This is a genomic window from Methanoregula sp. PtaB.Bin085, from assembly GCF_002067035.1.
Lineage (GTDB): Archaea > Halobacteriota > Methanomicrobia > Methanomicrobiales > Methanospirillaceae > Methanoregula.
In genome coordinates, this window is record NZ_MVQB01000063.1 from 1 (window position 1) to 16245 (window position 16245).

At 57.6% G+C, this 16245-nt stretch carries 15 protein-coding genes; 7 read left to right on the forward strand and 8 right to left on the reverse strand.

Going from position 1 to position 16245, the window contains the following annotated elements; all coding sequences use genetic code 11:
• Together A4E33_RS14590 and A4E33_RS14595 are read right to left on the reverse strand one after the other, a co-directional pair.
• A partial coding sequence (locus A4E33_RS14590; protein WP_292349250.1) for a hypothetical protein occupies positions 1 to 304 on the reverse strand: 304 nt, incomplete at its 3' end.
• Positions 305 to 464: 160 nt separating this feature from the next.
• Positions 465 to 1181 (reverse strand): PEGA domain-containing protein, encoded by a 717-nt coding sequence (locus A4E33_RS14595; RefSeq protein WP_292349252.1) that lies wholly within the window; start codon positions 1179 to 1181, stop codon positions 465 to 467.
• Positions 1182 to 1415: 234 nt separating this feature from the next.
• Between A4E33_RS14595 and A4E33_RS14600 the strand changes: the two genes are divergently transcribed.
• Positions 1416 to 1889, forward strand: a complete 474-nt coding sequence (locus A4E33_RS14600; RefSeq protein WP_292349277.1) for a DUF937 domain-containing protein — start codon at positions 1416 to 1418, stop codon at positions 1887 to 1889.
• A 30-nt stretch (positions 1890 to 1919) separates the two neighbouring features.
• Here A4E33_RS14600 and A4E33_RS14605 read toward each other — a convergent pair whose 3' ends face one another.
• Both A4E33_RS14605 and A4E33_RS14610 read right to left on the reverse strand, forming a co-directional pair.
• Positions 1920 to 2144, reverse strand: coding sequence for a hypothetical protein (locus A4E33_RS14605; RefSeq protein WP_292349254.1), 225 nt, complete (start codon positions 2142 to 2144; stop codon positions 1920 to 1922).
• 198 nt (positions 2145 to 2342) lie between these two features.
• Positions 2343 to 2675: a hypothetical protein gene (locus tag A4E33_RS14610; RefSeq protein WP_292349256.1), complete on the reverse strand. Its 333-nt coding sequence runs from the start codon at positions 2673 to 2675 to the stop codon at positions 2343 to 2345.
• Between the two features lie 208 nt (positions 2676 to 2883).
• Between A4E33_RS14610 and A4E33_RS14615 the strand changes: the two genes are divergently transcribed.
• Positions 2884 to 3402 (forward strand): hypothetical protein, encoded by a 519-nt coding sequence (locus A4E33_RS14615; RefSeq protein WP_292349258.1) that lies wholly within the window; start codon positions 2884 to 2886, stop codon positions 3400 to 3402.
• A 252-nt stretch (positions 3403 to 3654) separates the two neighbouring features.
• Positions 3655 to 4374 carry a hypothetical protein gene (locus A4E33_RS14620; protein WP_292349260.1) on the forward strand — a complete coding sequence of 240 codons (720 nt, stop codon included), beginning with the start codon at positions 3655 to 3657 and terminating at the stop codon, positions 4372 to 4374.
• Positions 4375 to 4413: 39 nt separating this feature from the next.
• Here the strand turns inward: A4E33_RS14620 and A4E33_RS14625 are convergent, their stop codons facing one another.
• Positions 4414 to 4875, reverse strand: a complete 462-nt coding sequence (locus tag A4E33_RS14625; RefSeq protein ID WP_292349262.1) for a hypothetical protein — start codon at positions 4873 to 4875, stop codon at positions 4414 to 4416.
• A gap of 190 nt (positions 4876 to 5065) precedes the next feature.
• On the opposite strand from A4E33_RS14625, the gene A4E33_RS14630 reads away from it, so the two are divergent.
• Both A4E33_RS14630 and A4E33_RS14635 read left to right on the forward strand, forming a co-directional pair.
• Positions 5066 to 5575, forward strand: coding sequence for a hypothetical protein (locus A4E33_RS14630; RefSeq protein ID WP_292349264.1), 510 nt, complete (start codon positions 5066 to 5068; stop codon positions 5573 to 5575).
• Positions 5576 to 5806: 231 nt separating this feature from the next.
• Complete coding sequence (locus A4E33_RS14635; protein WP_292349266.1) at positions 5807 to 7972, forward strand: serine/threonine-protein kinase; 2166 nt, start codon at positions 5807 to 5809, stop codon at positions 7970 to 7972.
• Between the two features lie 111 nt (positions 7973 to 8083).
• Here the strand turns inward: A4E33_RS14635 and A4E33_RS14640 are convergent, their stop codons facing one another.
• Positions 8084 to 8905: an FHA domain-containing protein gene (locus tag A4E33_RS14640; RefSeq protein ID WP_292349268.1), complete on the reverse strand. Its 822-nt coding sequence runs from the start codon at positions 8903 to 8905 to the stop codon at positions 8084 to 8086.
• Positions 8906 to 9282: 377 nt separating this feature from the next.
• Entirely contained in the window at positions 9283 to 10533 is a 1251-nt protein-coding gene (locus A4E33_RS14645) for a PEGA domain-containing protein (protein WP_292349270.1), read from the reverse strand.
• A 134-nt stretch (positions 10534 to 10667) separates the two neighbouring features.
• Here A4E33_RS14645 and A4E33_RS14650 point away from each other — a divergent pair, with 134 nt between their 5' ends.
• Positions 10668 to 12323: an AarF/ABC1/UbiB kinase family protein gene (locus A4E33_RS14650; RefSeq protein WP_292349272.1), complete on the forward strand. Its 1656-nt coding sequence runs from the start codon at positions 10668 to 10670 to the stop codon at positions 12321 to 12323.
• A gap of 223 nt (positions 12324 to 12546) precedes the next feature.
• Here the strand turns inward: A4E33_RS14650 and A4E33_RS14655 are convergent, their stop codons facing one another.
• Positions 12547 to 13776: a PEGA domain-containing protein gene (locus A4E33_RS14655; RefSeq protein WP_292349274.1), complete on the reverse strand. Its 1230-nt coding sequence runs from the start codon at positions 13774 to 13776 to the stop codon at positions 12547 to 12549.
• Positions 13777 to 14292: 516 nt separating this feature from the next.
• Between A4E33_RS14655 and A4E33_RS14660 the strand changes: the two genes are divergently transcribed.
• A complete protein-coding gene (locus A4E33_RS14660; RefSeq protein WP_363054535.1) occupies positions 14293 to 14862 on the forward strand; it encodes a YcdB/YcdC domain-containing protein in 570 nt (189 codons plus the stop codon).
• Positions 14863 to 16245 lie beyond the last annotated feature (1383 nt).

A 16245-nucleotide genomic window follows, 5' to 3' on the forward strand; every position in this document is an offset into this window, starting at 1 on the left:
CGTCACCGAAATCCCACCTCCACGTAACAATGGTCTGGTTGAATTCGCTGGTTGAATTATCCCAGCACTTTACCATGTAGGGAGGACCGTCCGGTGTCGGAGCGGACAGGTCTGAGGGAAATATGCAGGTAAAATTCGCCGAGGGAACCCTCGCCTGGGAACAGGCCTGAAGGACAGGCGGAACGGTTGCTGTGGGTGATCCTGTGGGCGTTCCTGTCGCGGCCGAAACGGGCAGGACAATGATTGAACAGATGAGGAGGATACAGAGGGCACCACAGAGGGCCGGGAACTGGGAAGGTTTCATGGTAGGATCTCCGAACACAACATGATGATACTCCTCGTATTGCGGCAAATCAGAGCCAGGAATACCGGTTGTTCTGGTTCCTGATCTCCGTACGCGGGAGTACCGCACGGTCTGATCAGGACCGGATAGTATCAATTTTGTTATCCCTGTTTAAAAATATTCAGGAGCGGCGTGAGGCTGCGGCAAGACCCGCAAGACAGGCTGCGGCAACCGCGCCCAGCGGTGAGAGGGGGACGCTGTTACCCCTTGCTGTTGCTTCAGCAGGCGAACCGAACGTAAGAACAGGGGCGGCCGGGGTCCCGGCCCCGAGATCAGCGGTGACTTTGACTACCTGGTTCTTTTTCACCGTCACGGTCCCGGTATACAGCGGGTAGCCGGCGAGTTCAACGGTAACGGTATGGCTGCCGGTCGGGATATCGTTGAGGATGAGCGAGGCACGCTCCAGCCGGGTCGTACCGACAACGGTCCCGTCGAGTCTGACGGTTGCCCCCCCGGGTGTTGAACTGACCGCAATCGATCCGCTGCCGGAGGGGGTCACAACGGGGGTCGTTGCCGATTCGAGCGTGAACCCGATCTCCCGGTAACTGCCGTCATAGAGGACGACCGGCGCAGAATCATTGTTCGAGCCGGCCTTGCTGATGTTGACAAGGTATTTTCCCGGGGGGATGTGCTCGAGTTTCTTTGGTGTTATCCCCATGTATTCATCGTTGAGGTAGATCGATGCGCCCTGCGGGAAGGACATGACCATGATCGTGCCGCCGGCCGACGCGGTCGCGTTGGTCGTTTCATCCGCGATGACTCCGGGGACGGTGGCGATCAGCAGGCAGGCAGCAAGGACGAGTCTGGTACAGGAATCCCTGCATGGATTCAGGTGCATAAGATAAGGTTCCCGTCCGTTCGGTATTGAAGGTGTTGGTTGGCCGGGTTGTTCCGGCATCACGATCGGAGGAGGCCGGTCTCCTTCCCATACCTTTAAGGACACTATTGCGTATTGTTATGCAGTATGGACATTGTTGCAGATCTCATGAAGCAGTCAGGGACCGGAGACAACCTTGCCCTGATCAGCAAGGCAGTTGGCGGCGACGCGAACGCAGTCCGGTAGGCCCTCGGCATAGGCCTTCCGATGATCGTGGGTTCCATGGCAACGACCGCAGCAAAACCGGATGGTGCCGGGGTGCTTACAAAAATGATGGCCCAGGCAGGAGGCAGCAGTCCCCTGGACAACCTGAGCGGATTTCTCGGCGGCTCTCAGGCAGCAGCCGGTCCCGCGATGATCAATACCCTCTTCGGCAACCAGCTCGCACCGGTCCAGAACGCCATTGCGCAGAAGACCGGCCTTCCCCCGGAGACAGTCGGCAAGGTGCTGGCAATCGCGGCCCCGATGGTTCTTGCATATCTCGGGAAGATGATGGGAGGGAAGAAGACTGATACGGCGGGGCTGACCGGTCTCCTGGGAGAGCAGTCGGCAGCGGCACTTGCAAGATCCCCTGACGCGGCAGCTCTCATGCAGCAGCTGATGGCGGCACAGCCGGAAGCGGGCAGCGGCGGCATTGCCGGGATGTTCAAAAAGATGCTCGGAAAATAAGGAGATCCTTTTTACGGTACCGGCAGGAAGTTACCGGCAACGGAGGTGACAGGCCGTACGCAACAGCCATGACGACCGACTTGATCCGGCCGATGGCATAGAAATGCGGAAAACAGGCCGCCATGCAATGCCTGCAACGGTTGTGGCAATCAGCCCGTTCACGGGCACGACACAGACGATCGCATGCACAATCGTGCCGGCAAGCGCCGTGATGACGGCTGCTGATTCCTTCCGCTTCTCAAGGCAATTTTGCAATAATGAAGATGATGATCGCCGAAACGATCATGGCAATAGCGAAGGCAGGCAGGGTTGAGAAAACCGATACCATACCCGATTGCCTGGCACCTGAACCGATGAATCCTGTTGTCCTCCCTCCCGTGGTGCGTTGAGGAACAGGGAGAACGAATGCAAAGAAGTATTTGTAGGGGAAAAAAGGAGGTTATCCGGAGCGGATTATAACGGGCCCGTCAGTACCGGCAGGAAATATCCGGCAAGGGTTGTGACGATCCAGACCACGAAGGCAATAACGAGCGCCCGGAACCAGCCGATGGAATAGAGTTTCTGCAGGGCAAGGAGCCACACGATGCCCGCGACGAATGCAGCGATAAGTCCCGTTCCCAGCACGGCATAGAATACCGTATACACAGCCGTTCCGATAAGGGCGGCGTAAAGAGCGGTTGTGAGGCTGTCTTTTGCTCCAAAGAATTTCGCGATATAGTAGATGATGACCGCTGATATGACCAGCGCGACAATGAACGTCAGCAGGGCAAAAACAACTGTTGCCATGCTGCATTGTTGTATTTTTTCAGGCTTAAGGATGCCGAACCTCGTCAGAGATGAGACTGGAGAATTTCCGGATCTATCAGGGCAGGAGGGAGAAAAGAGCATGGCAGCCTTCATCTACCTGTCAGGAGTCGGAGAATAGCATTTTTCCATTTCACCTTCCCGGAGCGTCATCACAATTTTATTATAATTCGGATTCCCCGGGTATGGTATGGAAACCCCGGCCTGCAAGGAGAACTACCCGCTCTGGATTGTGTTCATCGCAAACCTCGTACCGCTCATAATATACGGGATCGGCATTTACATCTTCCTGCAGCTCAGTATCTGGTGGGTTGTTGCATACCTGCTCTTCATCCTCCTCCTCGAATTCCGGCTGGTCAGCGGGCACTGTACGGACTGTTATTATTACGGGAAGACCTGTGCGTTCGGCAGGGGCCGGCTCTCTGCCCGCTTCTTCCCGAAGGGCAGCCCGGAGCGGTTCACCGCGATGGAGATCACATGGAAAGATATCCTCCCGGACTTTCTGCTGTTTATCCTCCCCGTGCTTGCCGGAATCTGGCTGCAGGTGCAGGGGTTCAGCTGGACAAACCTCATCCTGATCATCGCCCTGCTCCTGCTCGGTTTTGCCGGCAACGCCCTCGTACGGGGGCTGCTGGCGTGCGGGTACTGCCGGCAGCGGGAGACAGGATGCCCGGCCGAGCGGCTGTTTGAAAAACCGAAAAAGACGTGATTCCCTGCCGCGGTTTACCGGCAGCGGCGTCCCGGGCGTACCATGAAAAGAAGACCGCGGCAAAACTGAGTACTGTAGCGAGAAGGAACACGGCCTGGAACCCGGCGGCGATGCCGGGCATCGGGACCGGGAACGGGTCATGGTGGCAGAGCACCGCGGGATTTGCCGGGCCCGGAATGCTCCCCCTTCATTCATTTTTCCTCTGAAAATCAAATGAGAATGTATAAAAACATTTAAAAAACTGCAATATTCATGCAAAAAATAAAAGTCACTTCCATTCTTGTGTGTGCTGTTATCATGCTCGCCATCGCGGGTGCAGGCTGCCTGAACCTGAAAATGACGGAGAATGTCAGGGTGAACAAGGACGCCCAGGTCACGTACATGAAATACAGCATCAGGATGGACAGCCCGACCTACAACCTGCTCAAGTCTTCGGCAAAACGCGAAGGATACAACTCGGTCAAGGAATTAATCGAGGCGAATCTCTCGAAGTCAATCGGGTCGCAGAACGTGGCGTACAACGAAGTCTGGGATAAGGAGAACGACAAGGTGACCGTTTCCGTGGAGCGCACCGATACCTACACGCCTCCGAAGGAATCCAGGATCACCATCCGCAAAGAGAATAACCAGATCATATACGAGGACCAGTCATTCTATTCCGATGAGAAGCCCAACGAATCCCTGACAAAGTCGCCGTATTTCAACGAGACCCAGTATGAGGTGATGAAGGATATGATGATGAGCGGCCTTTCCATGGACTATTACCTTGAAATGCCGGGGAAGATCACGGGCAGCAGTGCTGCAACAGTGACCGATAACAAGGCTGAATGGCACCTGAGCGGGAGCGAAATGACGAAAACAAAGATCTATGCAAAGAGCGATGTGCCCGTTTTACCAGGATTCACAGCGGGATTTGCTATCATCGCCATCGGCCTGGTCTTTGTCGCTTTTGGGTTTTTCCGGAAAAAATAATTTTTCTCAACCTGCCGGCATTACGGAACCGGGATATTTTTACTGCGGCATTGCAACGCGCGTCGTGCCGGGAAGATAGTAAACCTCCAGCTGTATACCCGGCTGGACCTGCGGGATGGCCGAGAACGGGATGATCTCCCGGGTCGTTGCCTCGAACCTGTTCTCGTATGGCGGCCGGACCTCGAGCACGATCTCGAGCACCGGCTGCTGGTTGACATAGAGGCCGGTATCCGAGATTCGCAGGATCGTTGCCGGCACCAGCTTCCCGTTCTTCCGTACAATCGTACCCTCACGCATGCCGAGAAGCAGCGGTCCGAAGGTGGAAGCCATGAGGAGGATGATGAAGGCCACAAGGAAACCAAGGAACAGGATCATCATGAACCCGTCGGTGATATCCGACATGTTGTCCGAGACGCCGTCCCATATGATCTTTGCCAGAGGGATCCACATCAGGCAGAAGCAGGCCCAGGCAAGGATCCGTGCGCGTTCTTCCCATGCCATGGTATCATTTCATCGTCTGGTTCATGGTATAATAAACACGTTGGTCTGCTCCGGACACGGCCCTGGACGATGACAGACACAAGGGAAAAACCAAACGACAACCGGAATCCTGTCATATGCCATTATTCTGGCTCCGGTAATTAAATCGGAACATATTTCAGAACCCGGTTTTTACCTTTGGCTGCGTACCATGGCCGATTTATACCTCTGTCCGGCATGCAAGATGTTCTATGATCCCAAAAAAGAACAATGCCCCTTCTGCGGACACCCCCGTGAAAAACCGGTTATTGTGCAGACAGCCGGTTCACTTCCGGATATCCCGCCCGCCATGCCGCCGGACCCAAAGGACGCAGCATCGCCACTATCTCCACCCTTGTCATTCGCAGCAAAAGTAACGGGTCTCCTGCTCAGGCCGACCGTGACATTCCGTGCCATTAAGCATGAGAACCTCGGGGCCGCGTACATCCATTACCTCATGGCGTTCGCAATCTTCTCCGTGATGTGGACAGTCCTGTTCACTATCGTGCTGTCAAGGGCGGTACCGCAGGGCACGGTCTCCGGATTTACCGGGCCCTATCATCCGGGCCGGAGCATCAGGAGACTGGCGGGAGAATTCCGAAGATTTTTTTCGGAGATGCCGGTTTTCCAGAAGACGGGAACGAACGCATCCGGATCGATATGCAGTCCTGTTGCTGCCTGACAGGGATCCCGCCTGAGGAGATCACACCATGATTGTTTTCATTGTTGTGGTTTCCTGATCCAAAGAATCGGTTCCGGCGCGGGAAAAACCGCTATCAAATCCCCCGCCGGATAAACGGTCATGCCGGACGGATTTTCACGTGCCCGCCTGCTCCCTGTACTTCAATAATTATTCAGGAAATATCGGCATATTCTTAATAAAAACGGTACAAACAGATCGCAGATCCGGAACATGAGGCCTGTTTCTTTTCTGACATCCGTTCTCTCGTGCCTCCTGGCCTTCAGCCTTGCCGTACTGCCGGTTCTCGCATTACCGGACGGGAATACAACGCGTGTCACCATATCTGCTTCGGCTCCTGAAGGAGACACCTACCGGTTTGGTGACAGGATTGTGCTTTCCGGTACCAATACCGCGTCCGGCACAACGTATCTCTTCCTCACCGGCCCTGACTGTTATCCCCGGGGTTCACAGATCGCTGATGCCGACCCCCGGACGACACCGGTCCGGGAGAGCAATATTTCGACGTTCCGGGCAGTCAGTACCGGCACGGACAACCGGTGGTCATGGTCCTGGGACACCCGCCACCTCATCTCCATGAAAGACGGGACGTACACCGTGTATGCCGTGAATTCCCCGCGGGACGCAGACAACCTTGCCACCGCTGTCTATGACAGCGTAGCGCTCAATTTTTCCAGCCACTTCCTGACAGCCACCGTACGACCGGCAGATGCAGCCCAGGGAGACATCATACGGATCTCCGGCATTGCAACCGGAAACCCGAACCCCGGCATCGCTGTCTGGATAATCGGCCCTGAATATTCAGACCGGGCCGTCGTCTCCCCGGACGAGAAGAATGCATATTCGCTGGAGCTGGACAGCGCGACAACGCACCTGCTGAACGGGACGTACCATGTCTTTGTCGAACACCCGTCGCAAAACGATCTCTTCGACTTCGACCTGAACGGGGATTACGTCTTCAATAATAAGATCCGGTCCAATATCTTCACGTTCCGCGGGAACGGCAGGCTCTATGGCGAGGCTGCCTACACTGCCTTCTTTGCAGCGCTCAAAGGGCCGCGCACCGATGACATCATCGTGCCGCTCTCGTTCACGCTGGGAACCCGGCCGGTGACGTCCATTGCTGCTTCCGGAACATCCCCGCCGGCTGAATCCACAATTCCTGCCGGGAACGTGACCGGAGAAAACGCAACTCCCGTTGTTTCGGGCACTCCTGCCGGGCCGGCCGGAACCGGCAGCCTGCCTGTCACCTCTCCGACCGTTGTCACGCCGGGCAGAGCGGGCAGCCTGTCAGGCACGGACGTGTTGCAGGCCGGTGACAATGGCGGCTACCCGCAGCTCCTGCCCCTTGCCGGGATCCTCGGCACCGTCCTCCTTGCGGGTGCCGGCGGGATAATCCTCCTCCGGAGAAGGAGGGCCGGCACCGTTGGACCGGATACGCCGGCAGCGGCACGTTTCCCGTCCTGTGTGGAAGATGACCGCAACCGCACGGGCGATCCGCTGACCGCGACAACCGGCCCCGCCAGCCCGGGAACCTCGGCTGCAGGATTCCCGTCATCCCCGGTCCCCGCGGTGAATGCCTTCCCGGAAGAACTTGCCGGCAGGTACACGGGGATCACACCGGTCGGCAGTGGCGGGTTCGCGATGGTCTATTCCGCGTACCGCATCAGCGACAACCGGAAGGTTGCCATCAAGATCCCGGTGCGATCGGATGAACGGACCGGGAAGTCATTCCTCCACGAAATCCGGGTATGGGAGACCCTCCATCACCCCAATATCGTGGAGGTGAAGGAGGTCAACATCCTGCCGGTCCCCTATGTCGAGATGGAATACGTCCCCGGCTCCCTGGAACACCTTGAAAAACCGCTCGACATTATGACAGCGGCCCGTATCGTCCGGGGCATAGCGGACGGGATCCGGTATGCCCATGCGCGCCGGTGCATCCACCGCGATATCAAGCCGCATAACATCCTCCTCACCGAAACGCTCGTACCGAAGATAACCGACTGGGGTATCAGCAAGATCCTGGAAGAGCGCGCGAAAAAGACGACGATGGCAGGCTTCTCGCTTTCGTATGCGGCGCCGGAACAGATCGCGCCAGAGCGTTTCGGGAGCACGGACGAGCGGACGGATATCTGGCAGATAGGCGCGGTCTTCTACGAGCTCGTGACCGGCTCGACGCCGTTCTACGCGGACGGTATGATGGAGCTCGTGGACGAGATCCTTGAAGAAGACCCGATCTTCCCCTCCGATTACAACCCGAAGGCCGCACCCGTCGAGCACATCATCCTGAAATGCCTTGCAAAGCACCCGGCGCTCCGGTACCAGTCGGCCGCCGACCTTCTGGCAGCGCTCGATGATTTCCTCATGAACCCGTGACTATCCGGATTTCCGATGAGTGTTGCGGGCGGCACTCCGCACGCGGGTACCGCGAGCAATGTCAGGTTAAAAAGCAGGCCTTGTCATTCCGGCAGGGAGGCGTATCCTGGTTCAGGAACCCTGGGGGATGACCACCAGAAGTTTTGCGCCGGCCGGCCCCCGGGACAGTTCGATCAGATCGCCGTCACGGAGCGGGACGCGATCGGTTTTTCCGAGCACCTTCTTGTTGACCGCGGTGCCTCCCCTGCTCCCGCCGTCGCCGATGGTCCAGAGCTCATTCTGCCGGGCCAGCATTGCGTGGGGTTTTGTAACCCTGCTCACGGAGGAATACCCCTGCGCAAGAACGAGGTGTGCAAGGGGATCGATGAGGTGCTGCTGTTGCGGGTCGATCCGGCCGATCCGCACGGCTTCGTTTTTGAGCGGGAAGATCTTCCCGTCATCCGGCCCGCCGAGCACGATCAGGACCGGCCCGCTGCCGAAGAGTTCGCGGGACAGCAGTCGTTTTGTTGTATCGATCTTTTCGGAGATGTCCTCCCGGACGATGTGCATCTTCATGTGGGAGAAGAGCCCGAGGTTGCGGATGACTGATTCCAGCCCGCCGGGCACAAGGGAATATTTCCAGAAGAGCTGGACGCCTTTCTGCCGCGGGTCGGTGATCCCGGCCTCCTTCCGGATAACCCCGATCAGGCAGAGACGATCGAGATGTTTTTTGGTGTTCTCGTAGCTCGTCTCCACTTCCTGCGAGATCTCCCGCGTTGTCCGGGGCTTCTTCTCCAGGCATTTCACGATCTTCAGCCGGGTGCTGTTCGACAGCACGTCAAGGTACTCGGAGAGTTCTGCAAGCGGGTCAGGGTCGCCGAGGCACTCGATGGTCCGGAACCTGTCGTCATGGCTGTCCGGGGATACGACGGTCCTGCCGCTGTGATCTTCCATACCGTTCTTCCTGTGTGAATCTGGGGCCCGGGATTATATCTTTGTTACCGGCCTGCACCTCCCGGTTCAGGTCTGAACCGGGAAGTTCACCCCCCAACCCCGCCAATTTATGGAACTTATTACAATGCAGGAGAAACCCGGATCGGGTGAAGAGGTCAGGCATCCGTAAAAAGGAAATCCTGTGGACCGTTTTGCAGCGGCAGAGCCGGACATCATTGCCGGAGAAACCATCACCCACGACGTACTTTGTCATCCGGGAACGACCCTGCCATGCCACCATACACTCGCACGCTGTCTGACCTCTCCACCCTGTGCACTCCGGGGATACCGGAGCCGTCTCCGATCAGGGCGATATGAACAGTATCTCCCGCCCGAGCTCACTTTCCCAGGTCCTCGACAAGGAAAAGGGCGTTGCCGTCAGGGCGGCGCTGCTCCGGGGGCTTCTTCTTTCTCCGGAAAAACCAGACAGCAGCTCCCGCGCATACGGCGATGACGACAACGGCCGCAATGGCAGGCACGACGGGCAACGTATCGCCGGTACCGGAGGACTGCGGCGCGAGCACGGCCGAATATTCGGTCACCTTCCGGTCGCCGATCTCGATCCGGACCGTTTCATTCCGGAAGCCCTCCTTCTCGAGCCGGAGATTGTACTGGCCGGCACTCAGGCCCGGAATCGTGACCGGGCTTGTGCCGAGCGGCGCATCGTTGACGAACACCCCGGCGCCGGCCGGGCTGGTGTTGACCGAGAGGATGCCGGTGCCGGGCTGAAGATCAGCAGGTCGGGGGATTGCCGGTGTCGGCCGGGTTGTGGCCGTGGTTGGTACGGGCTGCACGGTCACCGCGGTCGCGGTTCCTGCCGGAGAGGCTGCACCGATCGGGGTGAAGGGAATCGTCTCCATCGGTATCGCGTCGGACTCCGCCGATCCTGTTATGACAATATTTTTCCGGAAATCCGTGTCCCGTGCCGAAGGGGGGCTGCACGCCTTGTGGATCTCCTGCCGGATCACGTAGCTGCCCCCGTTCCGTATGATGAAGACCGGATCTTTCTCCGTGCTTTCCAGGTAGAGCCGGGTCATGGCAGCGTCCCAGACCGTGTAGTGCCAGGAGGTCACCGATTCGCGGGCATGAGTGGTCGTATCCCTGATCATCAGGGCGACCGGTGCATTATACGGCCCTTCGCCAACCGGCTGGGAGAAAGCAAACCCGGGGGTATGGTTGAGGCAGTACACGGAAACGTTCTTGGTCACCACGGCCGTCCGGTCGCACGCGGTCTTTATGGTCAGCGTGACCGCAAACGGCTTGTCCTCCCCGTCGGACCGTGCCGAGCCCGAGGCATAGGAGTGCACCGGGTTCTCATCGTCACTGACCGACCCGTCGCCAAAAAACCAGTGGTACGACTCGATCCGGTCAAGGACCGGCCCCGAGCCGGACCTTCCGCCGACCGATGGCGTGCTGAAGAAATTCACCATCAGGGGGGCGGTATCGGACGGGACCACCGAGTATTCAAAATCCGCGACCGGGGAGACATTTACCCTGTCGCAGTTGACGGCCATGGCAGCTGGCGGCATCAGGACGAGCAGGACGAGGCAGGTCCATGCAGCAGCCCATGCAGATGTACCCCGGGTCATGATACTTCGTTTTGATCTTCGCCGGAATTTTAATTAAAGACAATGGTCGGGGGCTGCGGCAGCCTGCGCCGGGAGGAGACCGCAGGCACCACAGCCGGACATGCCTTAAGTATCGTAAGGGTCAACCACTACGCGTGGTCACGCAGATCCAGCGGTTCACCCAAATCATTGAGATCCTGGGGAAGCATGGCTTGGATATCGCGCTCGAACGGCTGTTCCCGTCCCGGCCCCGCGTGCGGTTCCCGGTCCCCCGCGATGCCCATGCACCCCCCGTGACGTACGGGCAGGTGCGGCTGGCGATAGAAGAGCTTGGCCCGACATTTGTGAAGTTCGGGCAGATCATGGCCACGCGGACCGATGTCCTGCCTGCGGAGCTGATCGAAGAACTCAAAAAACTGCAGGACCACGTGAAACCCGTGCCGTACGCAGAGATCCTCCCGGTCATTCTGGAATGCTGCCCGCGGTACGGCGAGCTGTTCCGGACCATTGACGAGACACCGGTTGCCTCCGCTTCGATCGCGCAGGTCCACAGCGCCGTCCTCCGCGACGGGACCCGGGTTGCCCTGAAGATCCAGCGTCCCGGCATCCGGGACCTGATCGAAACCGACCTCTCCATCCTGCAGTCTATGGCGGAACGGGCAGAACAGGTCTTTCCCGACGCGGAACTCTACAACTCGACCGGCATGGTCAGGGACTTTTCGTTCCAGATACGCAGGGAACTGGATTTTTCCGAGGAGGCACGGACCGCGGAACGGATGCGGGAGAACTTCCGGGACGTGCCCGGCATCCGCTTCCCGAAGGTATACCGGGAATACTCCTCCCCGCGCCTGCTGGTCATGGAGTTCGCAGAAGGGGTCCGTATCGACGACCGGGACGCGCTTATTGCGATGGGGCTCGACCCGCGCGGGATCGGCCGCCGGGGATTTCTCGCGTACCTCAAGATGATCTTCGAAGACGGTTTCTTCCACGGCGACCCGCACCCGGGCAACCTGCTGGTGACACGGGACGGCACCATCGTTGTCCTCGATTTCGGGATTGCCGGGACCGTCCGCCCCGAAAAGCGGAAGGAGTTCATCGCCCTCCTCTCTGCCCTGATAGACGAAGACACGGAACGGCTCCTGCGATCGCTCGAGGGGTTCGGTGTAGTTATTCCGGAAAAAAGCCGCGAACCGCTGCAGGACGATCTGTTCCTCCTGATCCAGGACCTGGGCATGGGGGAGACCATCTCCCGGTTCAACTTTGCCCGGTTCGTGATCGAGCTCTCGGAGGTGATGCGCCGGTACCGGATCCGGGTCCCGATGAACCTCATGCTGCTGTTAAAAGTCCTTGTCATGGTGTTCGATATCGGCATGCGTCTCGATCCGGAATTCACGGTTGAGAAGGAGCTGTCGCCGTATCTTGTGAGAGTGGCAGAACAGAATGCGTTCTCTGCTGCCAGTGCAAAACGGGCCTCGGTTTCGTTCATGGAGACCGTGGATGCAGTTTTCGACACGCCCCGCTACCTCGACCGGATGCTGAAGCGGTTCTCCACCGGCACGCTGCGCCTCGATGTCATCGACCGGGACCTCCATGAATTCCAGGCTGCACTCGATGAGGCAAGCGACAAACTCCTGCTGGGATTTGTCGTCGGCTCGCTTGTCGTCGGGTCCTCGGTGATCCTCCGGGCCGCTCCCTTCGACCTCCCGGAGGGAGTCTCGTGGCTGGCTGTCTTCGGGTACGGTGCTGCGGCAATGGCGGGGTTCTATGCGGTGTACCATCTGCTGTACGTGAAGTTCCGCGAGAAGCGGTGAGGGGCAACATTCAACAAGGTCTCCAGCCATTGCCTGACACCGATCACCGAAGCGAGGAAGTCCGCGAATATATAGGTGGGGCGGGGGATCGGCTCAATCCGTTTTTTGGACACTTCCGGATCGGATCTCTCATGTACGTTCCCATGAGCAGGTGAGATTTCATGGAAAGAGTCCTTCCAGAATGAAAGGGAGCGTTAGAATCCGGTGTTTTATCGGAAAAAAGTTATGCCTGACCGCCGGTTCCCGGTCCTTTTTTCCTCGTGTACCAGTACGCGCTGCCGGCACCTGCCGCGATCACAAGGACGCCCGCGATGACCGGCAGCATTCCCATGCCGCCGGATTCAGCCTCGAGACCGGTCGAGTAATCGGTTGTTTTCCCGGATTCGATGCTCACGGGAACCCTCATGGTGCCGTACCCGCTCTTCTCGAGCCGGAGCATGTGCTCGCCGGCCGGGAGCCCCGGGATGTTTGCCGGGGATAATCCCCGCATGACATCGTCCACAAACACCTGAGCTCCGGCAGGGTTCGTGACAACCGAGAGCGTGCCGGTACCGGGCGTTCCCTTCACCGGTTCCGTACCCGGCGCTCCCGCACCCGTGGCTGCCGGTGACGTGACTGAGGTGACTGCCGGGGAGAGAACGGCGGGGGCGACCGCGGCCGGTACCGTTGTTGATACAACAGGCACAACACCGGTTGCGGTCGTGGTTGTCGTTACTGCCGGAGCCGAAGGTTCCGTTGTAGTCGTGGTTGTCGGTATCGTTACGCCAGACATGTTGACAGCGACATATGACATGACAAGCGCGGGGCCGGACGCGGATTTCACCTTGATCGTCCTGCTCGCGGCATCGGAAACCGGGCTGCAGGATTTTTTCACCATCTGCGTGATGGTATAGGTGCCCGGCGAGGAGAACGTCACCGCCGGGTTTCTCTGGTTCGAGAACTGGACATTGTCCTTCCGGTACTGCCAGGTTGTCACATCGGCCGGCGTATGCTGGCTGGTATCCGTGATGCGGACGGTCAGCGGCGCAGTGCCGCTGTCCCTGTCAACCGTGAAACCTGCCACGGGAATGTTACAATAGAATGTGTAATCCAGGGTTGACAGATTGGTTTTGCTGCATATTGTGCCAACCTGGTGGTCGACTCTGATCCTGCCGCCGGCAAATTCAAACCGTGCGTTTTTATTATAATTATACGGTACCAAACCACCTCTTCCTTCAACCATAAAACCCCAGTAATATGAGTCGATAGGCTGGGATGCGGGCGATGTTGACGAATCCGTGCATAGTAAGACTACTTTGCTCTCGGATGCCTCATTGTCCTTCTGGCAGGTCCCGAGTACGATGGGAACAACCGGGTGGTCGCATGCCGCGGCATTCGCAACCGGTACGAGGGCAGCGCAGCAGGCAAGCAGGACAAGGGCAGCGATCAGGGGGCGGGAAAACAACGGGTTCATCTGCAGGTCTCCTTTCAGGATTTCCTGGCACATCGCAGGACTGCCGGATTGCCGGTAATCACCGGAACGGCAGGAAATGCCGGTGGCATTGAATCAGAGTGCATATTCATAAATTTTGTTATATTTCCGCTCACGGCAGGCGGGGGAACCGAATCGCAGATTCATCCGGACGGGGAAGGAAAATTCAACAACCTTTATCTGAATTTCAATTATACCTTAGGATCCATGAAAAATATCCTTCTCACGGTTTTTTCCATAATTATCGTATTCACCCTGGTTTTCTGCATGGGATGTTCAACCACCAAAGTTCCGGACCCTTCACAGGATCTGTCTTCACCAGACCCGGGTGGATGGAAAAACACGGCACCGGCTATCCTTCAGACTCCCGAAAAAAGCATCAGGACATTTCTGGGAGATCCTGATGCACCGGTTATTTTTGAGAGAAATTTCACCAATTCGCGGGGAATTGATCTGGGAGTATACCAGGCTTACGGAGAGAGGTTCACCGTCGATGCAATGACCGGGAGCATTATCGGAATATCCGTTATTTCACCGGATGTGAAAAAAACCGGACCATTGTCGAAAGATCAGGCGGAGGCCGTTGCCCTTGATTACGCGATGAGGCATTATCCGGATTTTTCTTCTCGCAACATGCAGCTTGCCGAATCAGGACTCATCGATCACGGGGATATGGGCGCGGAATATTCGTTCCTCTGGAGCGAACAGAAATCCGGAATCAATCTCGGGAACTATGTCGGGATGTCGGTGGATCCGAACGGGAAGATCATGAACTACCACGAGATCAATAAACCTGTGCCGGCAGTCCGGCCTGCAGAGGTCTCGAAGATGGCGGCAAATGCGACAGCAGTTGATCACGTGATATCACGTACAAAGATCAGGAATATCACCGCGATTGAATCCGGTTCGCGGCTTTCGGTTATTGACAGCAATCCGGCAACGGTTGCCTGGATCGTGGATCTCGAAATCCGGTTTTTGTTACCCAATGGTCTTGAAGATCACCGCGGCGGGAATGTGTACGTAGATGCGATGAAAGGCAATGTCATCAATTACGAGCCCTGCATGTGAGTAGTTCCGGTAATTGGTAAAATCTGGCAGGCGGCGGGGGGAGGCCCGGCACTGAGCCAAGGGGGTCTGCGGGAGACCCCCTCCGTCCGCCCGGAATTTTTTCCGGAGGGGGTCCACCCCCCCCACCTGCATGCGGGGGAGGTGGGGGGGTACCACCCCCCTGCCCTCCAGCCGGATCCGACACCCCTTCCCATTATCGGGAACCTTCCGGAACCAGCATCCACGGCGGAAGATCCGGCAGCCTGCATCCGGAAAACCGCTGCCTACCTGTATTTGAGGAGGAGGGTATGGGGTACCACCCCCCTCCCAATATTTTTTCCGGAGGGGGGTGACCCCCCCGCCATGGGGGGCAGGGGGTGGGGGGTACCCCCCCTGTCGGACAGGTTTCCGGATGGATGAGACGCCGGGCAGTTACGACGGTATTGACTGGGAAAAATCCCTGGCGGAGAGCAGGGAGAGGGGGGGTATCCCGGCACCGGGCCAGCGGGGGGGGTGGGGGTACCCCCTCCCCCCTGAATTACCCCTCAGAAAAACGGAGCCCGTATCGGGCCCGGTTGCACCTCTTTTACCTCCCGCACGTATGGGGAGAGGCAATAATTCGGAAAAAGGCGGTAATAATTCCGGAATATTTCAGGGTTTTCCGACGGGAATTGTGAGGTAATGAGTAGCAGCATTTCAATCGCGGAAAAAGAGGGGCCGGGTGTATTCGGTTGTGGGGCCCCCGATCCTACAAAATCACGCTGCGAAAAGACGTCTGTATTCGCGTTCTGCTGCTCCGGGGGTTACGCAGGTGCCCCAGCCCGCCGGGGCTTGGGATCGCCCCGTGTATCGTTGCTAAATATGGCCTTTTCCGGGCGCGGGAAGGGCTGAATCAGGGCAATCGGGGGCTGAAATGAGCGATTCCGGAAAATGAGTGGCCGCTTTCTGGTGAGATGTGGCCAAAAAGGGGTGCCGGGAGGGGGAATCGGGGGCTGAAATGGGCTCTGTTGGGCACAGCCCTCCTGAGAGGGGCCGTGGCGGGGCCGGATATGGGGTGTTACGGGTCTGGTGTGTGAATGTAAAAAAAAATCGATCTCTGGTTTTTCCGGAAAATTTTTGATCGGCATCATGATCGCGATTGAAAAAATGAATCCGGGATCTGTTTTTAAAATAAAAATCGCGATCCGATTTTGATCCGGAAATCGCAGAGCGATTTGAAATGAGTGTATCAGGAAATTTACGGTTTTGTCCGCTTGCTAAGTTTTACCCAGATAATAGCAATGACAGGCACCAGCATCACTGCGGTTGCGAAAAGAAAAGAATACGGTCTCAGTACTTCACTAATTTTTAGCTCGGGCTGAGAGAACAGTAAGATCTAAATAGTCGGCGGGCGCCGAATATGCT